Origin of the sequence: Streptantibioticus silvisoli, assembly GCF_027947535.2 — a bacterium.
GTDB lineage: Bacteria > Actinomycetota > Actinomycetes > Streptomycetales > Streptomycetaceae > Streptantibioticus_C > Streptantibioticus_C silvisoli.
In genome coordinates, this window is the sequence record NZ_JAAGKO020000004.1 from 157,690 (window position 1) to 170,797 (window position 13,108).

13 protein-coding genes and 1 tRNA gene are annotated in these 13,108 nt (G+C 69.1%); 10 read left to right on the forward strand and 4 right to left on the reverse strand.

The annotated features are described in order from the left end of the window. The first annotated feature begins 137 nt into the window (after positions 1-137). A complete protein-coding gene (locus POF43_RS04715; protein ID WP_271316915.1) occupies positions 138-419 on the forward strand; it encodes a hypothetical protein in 282 nt (93 codons plus the stop codon). A gap of 228 nt (positions 420-647) precedes the next feature. Continuing rightward, positions 648-1,862, forward strand: a complete 1,215-nt coding sequence (locus POF43_RS04720; protein WP_271325165.1) for a hypothetical protein — start codon at positions 648-650, stop codon at positions 1,860-1,862. Positions 1,863-1,950: 88 nt separating this feature from the next. Here the strand turns inward: POF43_RS04720 and POF43_RS04725 are convergent, their stop codons facing one another. Then, the gene (locus tag POF43_RS04725) at positions 1,951-3,003 is read right to left on the reverse strand and encodes an LLM class flavin-dependent oxidoreductase (protein ID WP_271325166.1); all 1,053 of its coding nucleotides are present in this window, start codon (positions 3,001-3,003) and stop codon (positions 1,951-1,953) included. Between the two features lie 791 nt (positions 3,004-3,794). On the opposite strand from POF43_RS04725, the gene POF43_RS04730 reads away from it, so the two are divergent. The 6 genes from POF43_RS04730 (at position 3,795) to POF43_RS04755 (ending at position 8,296) form a co-directional block, all read left to right on the forward strand. After that, positions 3,795-4,115, forward strand: a complete 321-nt coding sequence (locus tag POF43_RS04730) for a hypothetical protein (protein ID WP_271325167.1) — start codon at positions 3,795-3,797, stop codon at positions 4,113-4,115. A gap of 29 nt (positions 4,116-4,144) precedes the next feature. After that, entirely contained in the window at positions 4,145-5,539 is a 1,395-nt protein-coding gene (locus tag POF43_RS04735; protein WP_282704421.1) for a hypothetical protein, read from the forward strand. A gap of 7 nt (positions 5,540-5,546) precedes the next feature. Then, positions 5,547-6,485 (forward strand): DUF6086 family protein, encoded by a 939-nt coding sequence (locus POF43_RS04740; protein ID WP_271325436.1) that lies wholly within the window; start codon positions 5,547-5,549, stop codon positions 6,483-6,485. A 390-nt stretch (positions 6,486-6,875) separates the two neighbouring features. Then, positions 6,876-7,454, forward strand: coding sequence for a hypothetical protein (locus POF43_RS04745; RefSeq protein WP_271325435.1), 579 nt, complete (start codon positions 6,876-6,878; stop codon positions 7,452-7,454). A gap of 18 nt (positions 7,455-7,472) precedes the next feature. Further along, positions 7,473-7,934, forward strand: a complete 462-nt coding sequence (locus POF43_RS04750; protein ID WP_271325434.1) for a Shedu anti-phage system protein SduA domain-containing protein — start codon at positions 7,473-7,475, stop codon at positions 7,932-7,934. Further along, positions 7,931-8,296, forward strand: a complete 366-nt coding sequence (locus tag POF43_RS04755; RefSeq protein ID WP_271325433.1) for a hypothetical protein — start codon at positions 7,931-7,933, stop codon at positions 8,294-8,296. The genes POF43_RS04750 and POF43_RS04755 overlap by 4 nt, the downstream gene beginning before the upstream one ends. A gap of 83 nt (positions 8,297-8,379) precedes the next feature. Here POF43_RS04755 and POF43_RS04760 read toward each other — a convergent pair. Next, positions 8,380-8,453 (reverse strand) — tRNA-Gly (locus POF43_RS04760). Between the two features lie 142 nt (positions 8,454-8,595). Between POF43_RS04760 and POF43_RS04765 the strand changes: the two genes are divergently transcribed. Together POF43_RS04765 and dcd are read left to right on the forward strand one after the other, a co-directional pair. Next, on the forward strand, positions 8,596-8,793 hold the full coding sequence (locus POF43_RS04765) for a hypothetical protein (RefSeq protein ID WP_271318878.1): 198 nt from the start codon (positions 8,596-8,598) through the stop codon (positions 8,791-8,793). Continuing rightward, a complete protein-coding gene (gene dcd / locus POF43_RS04770; protein WP_271318877.1) occupies positions 8,780-9,355 on the forward strand; it encodes a dCTP deaminase in 576 nt (191 codons plus the stop codon). Before POF43_RS04765 ends, dcd begins: the two co-directional genes overlap by 14 nt. A 100-nt stretch (positions 9,356-9,455) precedes the next feature. Here dcd and POF43_RS04775 read toward each other — a convergent pair whose 3' ends face one another. Continuing rightward, positions 9,456-10,400 carry a Yip1 family protein gene (locus POF43_RS04775; protein WP_271323232.1) on the reverse strand — a complete coding sequence of 315 codons (945 nt, stop codon included), beginning with the start codon at positions 10,398-10,400 and terminating at the stop codon, positions 9,456-9,458. 171 nt (positions 10,401-10,571) lie between these two features. Next, positions 10,572-12,842, reverse strand: a complete 2,271-nt coding sequence (locus POF43_RS04780; protein ID WP_271323231.1) for a (Fe-S)-binding protein — start codon at positions 12,840-12,842, stop codon at positions 10,572-10,574. Positions 12,843-13,108 lie beyond the last annotated feature (266 nt).

The following is a 13,108-nucleotide window of genomic DNA, read 5'->3' on the forward strand; positions in this document are numbered from 1 at the left end:
GGGGGAAGCGGGAAGGCCGAACCGGGGGAAGCGGGAAGGCCCGACCGCCTCGCCCGAAGCCCGAAGCCCGAAGCGGGACACCAGAAGGCCAGAAGGCCAGAAGGCCAGAAGACCAGAAGCCCGAAAGGGAGGAACCCATGAGTGATCACTCCGCCCTCCCGGCCCCCGGTCTCGCCGAGGTCGTGGTCACCGCCGCCACGCCGGACGTGGCCCGGCGGGTCGCGGAAGTGCTGCGTGACGCCTTCGAGGCCACCGAGCAGTCCAGTCACCCGGCGGCCCCCGACGGCTCCGGCACCCGGCTGAACCTCACCGTCGACACCACCCGCACCTCCGACCCCGCCCGCGGCCGCCGCCTGTGGTTCACCGGGCACCGCCGCCACCGCGGCACCGCCGGCGGCCCTTCCACCCCGGCGGCGTGACGGCCTCCCGCCGGAGGCCGTGCCCGGACCCGCCGCTTCACCGCCTCGCCGCCCGGACCCGCCGCCTCGCCGTCCCGCCGCGCGGACGCCCCGCCCCAGCGCCCTCGCGGGGCGGACCCCACCGCCCCCGCGGCGCGGACCCCGCCGCGCGGTCCCCGTTGGCGCGACGCGGGGACGAGGTGGCCCGTTCCGGGGTCCACCGGGCCGGGCGTGAGGCACGATGAACGGGTGACATACGTCGTAACCGTGGGGGTCAGTACCCCCGAAGGCGCTTCCGACCTGGACGCCCTCCAGCGTGAGGGCGTCGTCCACCTGCTCAAGTCCGGCCTGGAGTCGATCGAGGCGATCGAGGGGCCGGACGGGATGGAGGTGGGGATCGAGGAGCACGTCATCGCCGTTCACCCCGGCGGCGCGCTGCTGAAGGTCTTCGCCGACGCCCCGGCGCTGGAGTTCGCCGAGGACGCCGTCCACGGCGTGATCAGCGAGGTCCTGGAGCTGTCGGAGCTGCTGGCCGACTGGGAGATCGCCAAGTGCGAGGTCGAACTCCAGCCGGATTCCGCGCAGGAGAGCCTCGACGCGGCCGACGGACCCGACGCGCCACCCGCCGACCCGGCCGAACGCGCCCGGCTGCACGCGCTGTCCAGGCCGGCCGGTGAGCCGGGCCGCGACGCCACCGACGTCGAGACGATGCGGCTCAAGCTCCGCTCCCTCGCCCCGCGGCTGGCCGCGTTCCCGCTGGCCTGCTTCGGGTACACCGACAACGAGGCCGTCCGGATCGTCAACCGCGAGACCGCCGAGGTCGCCGCCGGCGCGCTGGTCTACGTCAGCGAGATCCTGGTGGACGAACTCTTCGCGGATCTGGCCACGTTGGAGGAGGACGGCCCCAACGTCGGCGAGAGCGACGGGGTGTTCATGATCCTCGACGACCTGCCGCAGCAGTTCGCCGCGCAGTACACCGTGCTGTTCTCCCGGCGCCTGGCGGTGGCCGCCGTCATGCTCACCGGCCGCTTCCACCAGCCCGGCTTCGGTGAGTTGAGCTGCCTCGCGGAGGAACTGCTCACCCGCATCCTGCTCAACCAGGCCGAGGTGACCGCCGACCTCTACGGCCTGCTCGACGACGACGTCAGCCGCGCCTGGCAGGTCTTCGCCGACCACGTGTACGAGGACTCCGACCACGAGTGGCTCTACGACCCCACCCTCGACGACCTCGACGACCTCGATGATGAGGACGACCCCGCCGGACCCGACGACCCCGCCGGCAACGACGGCACCGCCGGCAACGACGGCACCGCTGAGGCCGACGGCACCGACGAGGCGGCCGACCCCGCCCGCACCACCGACGTCAACGACTGGTTCACCCCCTTCACCCAGGACAGCTTCGTCCACCCCTACGCCGCCTTCGAGGCCGGCGACACCGAGGAGTCCTCCCCGCAGGCGGGCTGACACCGGCCGGCCCCGGCCCGGCCGCGTGGTACGGACGGCGGGACCGGGCCAACGCCGTTGCCGGCGGCGGGAGTCGGGGTGCCCGGGGTCAGACGCTGGGCCGCCAGCCCAGGGCCGGGCCGAGCCCCGTGGCGATGTCGGTGAGGATCTGGACGTAGTCCTCGTGGTCGAAGGTGAAGGGCAGCGCGAACGCGACCTCGTCGACCTCCCGGAAGGCGGCGTGCGCGTGCAGTTGCTCGGCGATCCGCGCGGAGGGCCCGACGAGGTCGGGGGCGAACAGCAGGCGGCCCGGCCCCTGCGGTCCGGCGGTGCGCGGGGTGCGCTCGCGGGCGTACTCCTCGTACTTCGCGCGCTGCCGCGGCGTGGCGCTGTCGGTCGGGATGACGACGAGTCCCTGCGAGACGCGGGCCCGGTCGCCGTCGGGGTGGCGGGCGCGGAAGGCGCGGATGTGCGAGAGCTGGATGCCGGCGAAGTCCGGTGACCCCGGCGGCCCCGGTATCTCCGCCTCCGCCTCCGCCTCCGCCTTCACGACGCTGCTGGTCAGCAGGTTCATGCCGTGCTCACCCGCCCACCGGGCCGAACCGAGGCTCGCCGCGCCGTACCACATACGGCCGCCGAGGCCCGGGGAGTGCGGCTGGACGCGGTCGGAGAACACCTCGAAGCCCTGGACGCCGCTGAAGTCGCTGGCGGGTTCGCCGCGCACGAAGTCCAGCAGCCGCCGCACCCGTTCGTAGCCGAAGTCCTCGATGCCGGCGGTGTCGGGGTAGAGCGCGTGCTTGACCCGGTCGTAGTTCATCGGCGGCCGGACGCTGACCCCGGGGTTCAGCCGCCCGCCGGACAGGATGTCGACGGTCGCCAGGTCCTCGGCCAGCCGCAGCGGGTTCTCCCAGCCCACCGGTATGACCGCGGTGCCCAGTTCGATACGGCTGGTGCGCTGGGTGGCCGCCGCGAGGACCGCGGTGGGGGAGGAGATCCCGTACTGCAGATGCCGGTGCCGCACCCAGGCACTGTCGAACCCCAGCCGCTCCCCCAGTTCGATGATCTCCAGCGTCGACTCGTGCCCCCGGCGCGGATCGGCCCCGTCGAACAGCCCGATCGTCAAGAACCCCAGCTTCCGCAACGGCTCCGAACTCAACGGCACAGCACCCCTCTCTCGTCCACGACACCCACGCACAGCCGAACACCGCCCGCCCCCCGATCATTCCGATCCCGAGCACGTCGCCTTCCGGACGAACGCGGAGAAGTTCGCGGCGCCGCCGGCCTGTACGACCCCTGCATGGAGAAGGCCCTGTGCGGGATCCCGCTCGGCGCCCCCCGCGGTCGGCGGAAACGGTTCACCCGGGACGCGCAGCCGCCCAGCCGCCCGTCGGCACACGTGCGGTGGCGCCGCCCGCCCGCCAACCTGGGACGCGGCCTTCGGTGTGCTGGCGGCTGAGGCTGATGACGTCCGCATCAGGGTCCAGCCGGAACGGAAAGCCGAAGTCGCCACTGGGACGGCTCGGCAATGGGGCCGAGCAGTTCGGGCGTCTCGACGAGGACGGGTCGGTGCCGGTGCCGGTGCTCTGCTGATTGCTGTGACGCCGGGTCTTTGCACCCTGCGCTGCGTATCAGTCTGCTTGTCCCGTGCGGGCCTAGTTCTGCGCCATGCCTGACCCCCTTTCCCGACGCTGGAGACCTGCTCGTCGTGGTGGAACTCGCTGCGATTCTGGACGATGTACGGGTCGTCTTCGCCGGATCCGGGAACCGTTCCGGCTACCTGAAGCGGGAGACCCGCGTCAGCGCGGCCCCGGAACGCCGGACGGGCACCCGGGCGATCGTGAAGGAGGCTTGCGGAGCTTGCCGACCGCTCTCGGAGCGAGAAGTCACCAGCGGATAGCCGCCGATCCTCCTAATATCCTGTCATCAAGGTGTTCTCAGGGGGATGGAGCCGGCATGAGCGATCTCAAGGCCGACACACGGCGGCTGCGCGAGTGTTCAAAGGCGTTGCAGCGGATCTACGACGAGTTCACCAACAGGTCGAATCCAGCCGATGGATATTCGGTCGGCGAACTGGGGGACGCCCGCATCGCTTCCGCCTTCCACGACTTCGGTGACAACTGGCGCATCCACCGGAAGCACTTGGCTGACAAGATCCGGACCCTCGGCGTGATCACGGAGGATGCGGCCGACTCGTACGAGGGTGTCGATGCCCAACTGGCCACCGCACTGCGCAAGCAGGACACGGCAAGGGCGCACGGCGGCGGGTACAAGTGAGCCGTCGTCCGCCCGCGCATGAATGGGCCGTGCTCGGAGAGGACGGCGATCCGGTACCCGGTGATCCCGAGGGGTTGGCACTGCTCGGGCTGACGCTGCGTGACACCGCCGACGACATACAGCGGGAAACCGGAGAGATACAGGCGCTGGCCTCGGTCGAGTCGTGGAATTCCGACGCCGCCGACCGGTTCCGGGACGCCGCGCACGACGCGGTCGGTGATCTACGGAAGGCGTTCCACCGTTATGACGTCGCGGCCCGAGCCGTGGGCGTCGTGGTGCGGGAGGGCAGCGACGGCGACTGGGCGAGCGCGCTGGCGCACGCGCAGGCCATATCGCTCAAGGCGCTGCGGGACGCGCAGACAGCCGACGCCGAGCACAAGGCGGCGGGCAACCGCCTCAAGGCGCTGCCGCCGCACACACCGAAGGACGATCCGGACGCCACGGCGGCGCGTAGGAAGCAGGAAGCGGCTTCGTCGTCGCTGAGCGCTGCGAAGACGCTGTTGGCGTCGGCCAAGCAGGTACGGGACCAGGCTGCCGGCGCCGCCGCAGCACGCATTCACCGGGCGATCACACACGACGGGATGCACGACAGCACCTGGGACAAGGTGAAGGACACCACCGGCACGATCCTGTCGGACACCGGGGAGTTCCTGGGGAACGTAGGCGAACAGGCCCTGTCCGACCTGGCGTCGCTCGGCAACGCGATGCTGCATGACGCCGACGCGGTGGGCGAGGTGCTCGCCGGGGTCGGGCTGGCCACGCTGGGCGCCGGCGGCGAGATCGGGGGCGCCGTCCTGGACGCCACTGGGGTCGGTGCTCTCCTCGGCGTTCCGGCCGGAGTGGTCTCGGCCTCCGCCATCGCTGGCGGGGTAGGGCTCATCGCGGCCGGTGGTGGCAGGCTGGCCATGGACGCGACCGGCCCGGACCGCGTCAACATGACGTCCGATGGTGGCGGGGGCGCTGGGGGCGGCGAGGGCGACTGGGACGGGGCGGCGAAGGGACAGCCGAAGCCGACTTCCGAGGAGGACCTGGCCTCCTATACCCAGCGGAAGTCGGACCTCTCGGGTCTGAGCCGCAATAAGCAGATCGCGGAGGTCCGCAAGGGAGTCACCGTAGATGGGAAGACATACAAGCCCGAGGGGGAAGCCCTGTCGGGGAAAACACACGGAATTGACTGGAACGAGGGACCGCAACGGGTCAAGAAAACGGGTAATCCGCAGGGGCGTTTCGGCAGCCCCGCGGATGTGGACTTCGCAGTCCGGAAGGGTGCTGAACTCGGCCCCGGCAAGCAGGGATTCTTCGATCTCCCCCCGGACAACGATTGCATCGAATACATGCCGGATGGAACGATGCAGAAACCCAACGCACTGTACGTCAAGGTCCGTCCGAATGGTACGGTCCACGCGTATCCCTACACCAAATAGGCTGGTCATGGATTTCTGGATTCAGACGGGTTCACCGGAGACCGTCGATATCTCCGACGTGGTGGACGACATCGACGGTGCCATGCGGCAGATGTACCCGGACGACACCGAACGAATGATCCTCTCCTGGAATGGCCTGCCGGTGTCGCTCGTCTACAGCGAGGACGTGCAGGTACTCGTCGACGACATCGTCATCATGCTGGAGACCCTGGCGGAGGGAACGGAAGAGCGTGTACACGTCTATTGGGGACCGTCCGCGTTCCAGGTCGAATGGTGGATCACCCGGCAGGGGGAGGATCTGACCATCGATTCCCGTTGGTACAGCCTCGACTGGGGGCCTGCGGACCTGCTCAACCAACGCAGCCGACTTGTGGTACCCGAGGCCGTCTTCCGCCGCGAATGGCTGAAGGTGCTGCGCCGGGTCGTAGACGACATCACGGCGCGGGCTGTGGAAATGGAGGGGACTCTCGTCTTCGACCGCGCCCGCGCACTGCTTGCCGCGGGAAATCTGCCCCCCGCTTCCGCAGAGCAAGCCGCTCGCGGCGCCCGGGCTTTGCCGTCCGAGGGAGAAACGGTGGCGTTCCGCGCCGGCGGGGAATCCGGTGCGGTCCTGTGGCGGCCGGACGCCGACATCGCCCGTCTGTTCATCGGACACGAGGTGCTCGTCGCGGAGCTGCTTGGCGTCCCGTCCGTCATCGGCTGTGCCGCCGGCGACGCGGACGCAACCATCGACATCCCGGCTCTGCTGGCCTTCTGCACGCGGGCGTTGGCCCGTTACGGACGCACCGGCCAGGGTGTGGAGCGATCCCTGACCGTCGGCTTCCTGGCCACCGCGCTGGAACTCCTGCGCCGCGCCGGGCACGACGTGCCGCCGACGGACCCTGCTGAGCAGCGAGCTGCCTGGTCGGCCCTGCGTGACCAGCACGCGGCCCAGATGCCCCGCTGACGGACTGACCGCCGGTACCGCACCGGAGGCCGGCGGGTCCGGAGAGCCGGGCGCCTCGCCGGGCCGGCCCTCGGCGCGGCTCGGCAGAGCCTCCAGGGAGCCCTGCCCGGCCGTGACCGTGCCCGTGGCGGAGTACTGGAGCCGGCGCCGAGGGCGGCCGCGAACCTGTCGCTGCATCTCTTCCGTACCCGGATCGCGACCAGGCGTCGTTGTCGGTGGCCGGTTCCAGGGGGGACCGCATGACGACATTCCGGTCCGGCTCCACGCTGCGGCGTCTGGTCGAGGCAGCACGGGAGCTGACCCAGCAGACCGGCGTGCAGGAGCGCATAGATGCGGTGCTCCGCCTCATGGGTGATCGCCTCACACATGGCAAGGGCAGGCCACTGGTGAATGCCTTGGAGGGATGTCGCTCAGGAGGCCATCCTCTACCAGGACTTCGAGCTTGCCCGGCGCTTTCAGCACTTCGCCGCGTATGCGGGAGGCGAGCTCTTCCTTGAAATTCTGGAGAACTACTACGACGAGGAGGCGCGGCAGAGCAGCGAGGAGTACATGCGGCGGATGGCTGCCATAGGCGCCGGCCAGGCAGTCGCAGTGCTGGACGTCCTGTGCAAGGAAGACCTCAACGCGACCGCCGCCGAGGCCCGGGACCTCTTTCGTGGCATCGTGCAGTCCGCTGATCATCTGGGCCTCGGTACCGGCGAGGGTGGGATCCAGTTGTCCGTCCGAGACATGAGGCGACTCCAGCAGATCGGGCATATGGAGATCCTTCTCCGGAACATTCCCCGGCCGGCCTCCGCCGAGACCGCGCGGATGATGAACGACGTTCTGGCGGATGCTGACGCGGCGTTGTTGGCCCAGTTGCTTGAACTGAAGGCGAGGCGAACCGGCCTGGCGGCGTTGCGTACCGCAGTGGACGACCCCAAGAGTTCCGAGAGTGACCTCCACTCCTGTCTCAAGAATCAGGAGTAGATCTTCGGTGGAGCCTATGTGCGTGAACTGGCACGTCGTCAGTACACCGCGGACACCATTCTGGACATCCCGTTGCTGCGTGGTGACGGATCCCTGCACGTGGTTGAGCTCAAGCGAGCCAACGTCCAGGACTTGGTGATCCGACGTAGTGGTCATCTCATGCTGGGCGCTGCGGCGCATCGCGCGGTCTCCCAGGCGCAGAACTATCTCCGGGCGATGGACGAGAACCGCCCTGCGATTCTGGCCGACCACGGTGTCGACACCCGCAGAGCTTCGGTGACGGTCGTTCTCGGACACTCGCAGTTCGCCACGGGGAGTGTCACGCCCCAAGAGATCGCGGAAACTCTACGCACCTACAACACTCATATGGCGCGCATAGAAGTGATCACGTACGAGTCCCTGCTGGATTCGGCGGCACGGATGTTGGCGCTCTCGTCGCCGTGGCAGGACCCCGATGCCTCCGAGGAGCTCCCGGCATGAATGACACCCCTCCTGCAATCGAACGGCTTCTTGCCCGCCTGTGTGGTGGTGAGATAACCGAAAAGGACTATGTCGGCTACTTCGTGAACGAGTTCGGCGAGGAACTCGTCTTCGCCCAGCGAAAAGGTGAGACGACTGCCCGGCTCTGGCACAGCGACATGGACTGGCGGATGTTCCGTGTCGGCGATCACTCGATACGGGTCGGCAGCGTGAAGGACGGAACGATCGTCGGTGGTCTGATGGACGGGATGATCACGGTAGACGGCATGATCATCGCTCAAGTCGAGGCGACGTGGCTGTCCTCCTGCTTGGCAGCCTCCCGCCACCTGCGTCCGGGGCGCTCCTCACGACCTACTCGTTAGTGCTCCGGCCGGATGATGCAGAGGAGCCGTTGAACGGGCCCGGACAACAAAAAGCCCCAGGTCGCTGACCTGGGGCTGATGCGTGGAGCGGGTGACGGGAATCGAACCCGCGCTCTGAGCTTGGGAAGCTCATGTTCTACCATTAAACTACACCCGCGTAGACAACGGCTGAGTGGGGATGCCGTCGCGTGGGGTAACTGTACCGCATGGCGGAGTTGGCGGAGTGGCTGGTGGGGTGGGGGGTGGGGATCGCCTAGGGTGGCGTGCGTTCTGGCCTCTGGTGGGGAAGGGGAGCGCGTATGGAGCGCACGGTGGTGCGGTGTGCGGATGGGCATGTCTTCAGCACGGGGGTGTTCCCGTTGCAGAATCTCGGGGTGGAGCGGCTGGGCCCGGGGCGGTTGATCCGGTGTCCCCGGTGCGCGCGGTTGCGGCATTCGGTGCCGGTGGCCCTGGAGCGGCTGGCCGGGGACGTATCCTCATCAGGTGCTTCTCTCTGACAAGGACATCCGGGCGGAAATCGAGTCCGGACGGGTCCGTATCGATCCGTACGACGAGTCGATGGTCCAGCCGTCGAGCATTGACGTACGGCTGGACCGGTTCTTCAGAGTCTTCGAGAACCACCGCTACCCGCACATCGATCCGGCGGTCGAGCAGCCGGAGTTGACGCGGCTGGTGGAGCCGCAGGGGGATGATCCGTTCATCCTTCACCCGGGCGAGTTCGTGCTCGCGTCGACCTACGAGGTCATCACCCTCCCGGACGACGTCGCCTCACGGCTTGAGGGCAAGAGCTCGCTCGGGCGGCTCGGACTGCTGACGCACTCGACCGCCGGCTTCATCGACCCCGGCTTCTCCGGGCACGTCACGCTGGAGCTGTCCAACGTGGCCACGCTCCCCATGAAGCTGTGGCCCGGTATGAAGATCGGCCAGCTCTGCCTGTTCCGCCTCACCTCGCCCGCGGAGTTCCCCTACGGTTCCGGGCGCCACGGATCGCGCTACCAGGGCCAGCGCGGCCCCACGCCGTCCCGTTCCTACCTGAACTTCCACCGCACCCAGGTCTGACCCGCCCCCGCCGCCCCCGCGACGGCTCCGCCGGCCACGCCCACGCCCACATCCACGCCCACGCCCACGCCCGCGGCCGTGCGTCCCGCCGCGGCGTCCTCTACAACGTCGGCAGCTTGAACAGCACCAGCAGCGCGATCAGCTGGATCGACGCGGCGCCCAGCGCCTTCGGCCACGGCAGGTCGTGGGACTTGCTGACCATCGACGTCATCAGCGCACCGCAGGCCAGCCAGCTGACCCAGCCGAGGATCTCGACGAATCCGTTGCCGCCGCCGAGGAAGAGCGCGAACAGCAGGCGCGGCGCGTCGGTGATCGAGGCGACCAGCATGGCCAGGCCGATCGTGGGCGCCCAGTTGCCGTCGCCGCCGAACTGCCGGGCGAGGGTGTGCGTGACGGCGCCCATCACCAGGCCCATCAGTGTCACCGCGACCGCGGTGACCACCACCCACGGGACGCTCTGCGACATCGGCTCGCCGAGCACGTCGGACCGCACGCTGTCGAAGCCGAAGACGGCGAGCAGTCCGTAGCCGAACGTCACCAGCAGCGCGGGACCCCAGACCTGGTAGTCGCGCATCTGCCAGAACGTCCGACCGGGCCGGACCACGATCCCGGTCAGCAACTGCTGCCACGGCAGGCGCGGTCCCATCGGCGGCGCGCTCGGCTGACCGGCCCGGTAGGTGTTGACGCCACCGTCCGCGTCGCCGTAACCGTCCGGACCGCCGCCCTGATAATCACCCTGGTCCGGATACCCCTGGCCCGGATACCCGTACCCCTGCTGACCCTGCGCCGGGTACCCCTGGTTCGCGTACCCCTGGCCCTGGTATCCGCCCTGGTACCCCTGACCCTGACCCTGGTACCCCTGACCCTGGTACGGGTCCTGGTGGCCGCCGTCCGTGTTGACGTTGACGGTGAACGCGCGGGTGTGGCCCGGCGCGTCGTCCTGGGCCGGGGGTCGACCCGCCGGCGGGCCGGGATACTGCCCGGGGTGTCGCGGTTGGGGCTGCTGCTGCGCGGGGCCGCCGCGTCCGATCCTGAATCCTGCCACGCTCTCGAACGTACCCGGCCTGACGGACCTTCGAGCGGGAGGCCGGGCCATCGGGGCGGCATTGCTGCGAAGCTGTGACACGCATCGGATGATCACACCGGCCCGCGCAACAACGAACGGCCGGCGCCCCCGCCAGGGCGCCGGCCGTTTCGCGTGGGGCCGCGTGTCCGGCTACTTCGCCGGTTCCGGTTCCGGCGCGTTGGCCGGTTCGCCGTCGGACTCGCCGGCCGGCGGTGCCGTCCGGACGGAGTCGAGCAGCAGCTGGGCGACGTCGACCACCTGGACGGACTCCTTCGCGCTGCCGTCGCTCTTCTTGCCGTTGACCGAGTCGGTCAGCATGACCAGGCAGAAGGGGCAGGCGGTGGAGATGATGTCCGGGTCGAGGGACAGGGCCTCGTCGACGCGTTCGTTGTTGATGCGCTTGCCGATGCGCTCTTCCATCCACATCCGGGCACCGCCCGCGCCGCAGCAGAAACCGCGTTCCTTGTGGCGGTGCATCTCCTCGGTGCGGTTGCCGGGGACGGCGGCGATGATCTCGCGCGGCGGCGTGTAGACCTTGTTGTGCCGGCCCAGGTAGCACGGGTCGTGGTAGGTGATCAGACCCTCGACCGGGGTGACCGGGACCAGCTTGCCGTCGTCGATGAGGTGCTGGAGCAGCTGGGTGTGGTGGATGACCTCGTACTCGCCGCCGAGCTGCGGGTACTCGTTGGCCAGTGTGTTGAAGCAGTGCGGGCAGGTGGCGACGATCTTCTTGCGGGACGCGGGGAGCTTCGTCGACTCGTCCTCGTCGTCCTCGCCGAACGCCATGTTCAGCGTGGCGACGTTCTCCTGGCCGAGCTGCTGGAAGAGGAACTCGTTGCCCAGGCGGCGGGCGGAGTCACCGGTGCAGTTCTCCTCGCCGCCCATGATGGCGAAGGAGACGCCGGCGATGTGCAGCAGCTCGGCGAACGCCTTGGTGGTCTTCTTGGCGCGGTCCTCCAGGGAGCCGGCGCAGCCCACCCAGTACAGGTACTCCGTTTCGGTGAGGTCCTCGATGTCCTCGCCGACGACCGGCACCTCGAAGCCGACCTCCTTGACCCAGGCCAGCCGCTGCTTCTTCGGCAGGCCCCAGGGGTTGCCCTTCTTCTCCAGGTTCTTCAGCATCGTGCCCGCCTCGGACGGGAACGACGACTCGATCATCACCTGGTAGCGCCGCATGTCGACGATGTGGTCGATGTGCTCGATGTCGACCGGGCACTGCTCGACGCAGGCGCCGCACGTGGTGCACGACCACAGCACGTCCGGGTCGATGACGCCGTTCTCCTCCAGCGTGCCGATCAGCGGGCGCTCGGCCTCGGCCAGTGCGGCGGCCGGGACGCCGGCCAGCTGCTCCTCGGTGGCCTTCTCCTCGCCCTCCGCGTTCTTGCCGCCGCCGGCCAGCAGGTACGGCGCCTTGGCGTGCGCGTGCTCGCGCAGGCTCATGATGAGCAGCTTCGGCGACAGCGGCTTGCCGGTGTTCCACGCGGGGCACTGCGACTGGCAGCGGCCGCACTCGGTGCAGGTGGAGAAGTCGAGGATGCCCTTCCAGGAGAAGTGCTCGACCTGGGAGACGCCGAACTGGTCGTCCTCGCCCGGGTCCTCGAAGTCGATCGGCCTGCCGTCGGAGATCATCGGCTGGAGCGCGCCGAGCGCGACGGCGCCGGACGCCTCGCGCTTGAAGTAGATGTTGAAGAACGCTAGGAACCGGTGCCAGGCGACGCCCATGTTCGTGTTGAGGCCGACGGTGATGGCCCAGCCCATGGTGACGCCGAGCTTGATCATCGCGACCAAGTACACGAGGTTCTGCAGGGTGCCGACGCTGAGGCCGTGGAACGCGGCGACCAGCGGGTACGACGCCCAGTACGACGCCTCGTAGTGGTTGACGCCGTGGATGGCGCCTTCCAGGCCGCGCAGGGTGAGGATGGCGAGGCCGATCACCAGGATCACGTACTCGACGAAGTACGCCTGCCAGGCCACCGAGCCGGCGAACCGGGACTTGCGGCCGGCCCGGGAGGGCAGGTTCATCAGGCGGATCGCCATCAGGACCAGGATGCCGAGCGTGGTGAACAGGGCGATGAAGTCCACGTAGAACTCGTACGGCACCCAGTCGCCGATGATCGGCAGGAGCCAGTTCGCCTTGAACAGCTGGCCGTAGGCGTTGATGATGGTGAGACCGAGGGTGAGGAAGCCGACGGCCACGAACCAGTGGGCGACGCCGACGACGCCCCAGCGGTTCATCCTGGTGTGACCGACGAATTCGGTGGCCAGGGTCCTGGACCGGTTGACCGGGTCGCCGGTGCGCGCACCCTCGGGCAGTTTGCTGCCGAGGTTGACGAAACGGTAGATCCTGCCGACCGCGCGGCCGATGAGGGCCACCCCCACCGCCGTGAGAACCAGCGACACGATGATCGCGGCGAGTTGCATGAGGGCTCCTCATCCCTGCCAGGGGCGCGCCGAATGGCGATTACTAAGCAGTAACTTACGTGGTCTTCCGACATTACCCGCAATCCCCGGTCGCACGCAGCCGCCCGGTCCGGTGATCTACGTCGCGTGATCCGCGCCGGGTCCGCGCTCCGCGGAGTCCGCGTGGAGCGGGCGGGGGGCCGTGCGCGGCCCGGGAAGTCCGTCGGGGGCGCCCGGGCCGGTCCTGGCGGGGTCCGGCGGAGGTCCGGCGCGGCCGTCGGCGCGCG

Excerpts from the sequence above, each read along its gene's own strand:
- POF43_RS04755 (WP_271325433.1), top strand. The coding sequence starts at position 7,931 with ATGAATGACACCCCTCCTGCAATCGAACGGCTTCTTGCCCGCCTGTGT.
- POF43_RS04765 (WP_271318878.1), top strand. The coding sequence starts at position 8,596 with ATGGAGCGCACGGTGGTGCGGTGTGCGGATGGGCATGTCTTCAGCACG.
- POF43_RS04730 (WP_271325167.1), top strand. The coding sequence starts at position 3,795 with ATGAGCGATCTCAAGGCCGACACACGGCGGCTGCGCGAGTGTTCAAAG.
- POF43_RS04715 (WP_271316915.1), top strand. The coding sequence starts at position 138 with ATGAGTGATCACTCCGCCCTCCCGGCCCCCGGTCTCGCCGAGGTCGTG.
- POF43_RS04745 (WP_271325435.1), top strand. The coding sequence starts at position 6,876 with ATGCCTTGGAGGGATGTCGCTCAGGAGGCCATCCTCTACCAGGACTTC.
- POF43_RS04780 (WP_271323231.1), bottom strand. The coding sequence starts at position 12,842 with ATGCAACTCGCCGCGATCATCGTGTCGCTGGTTCTCACGGCGGTGGGG.
- POF43_RS04740 (WP_271325436.1), top strand. The coding sequence starts at position 5,547 with ATGGATTTCTGGATTCAGACGGGTTCACCGGAGACCGTCGATATCTCC.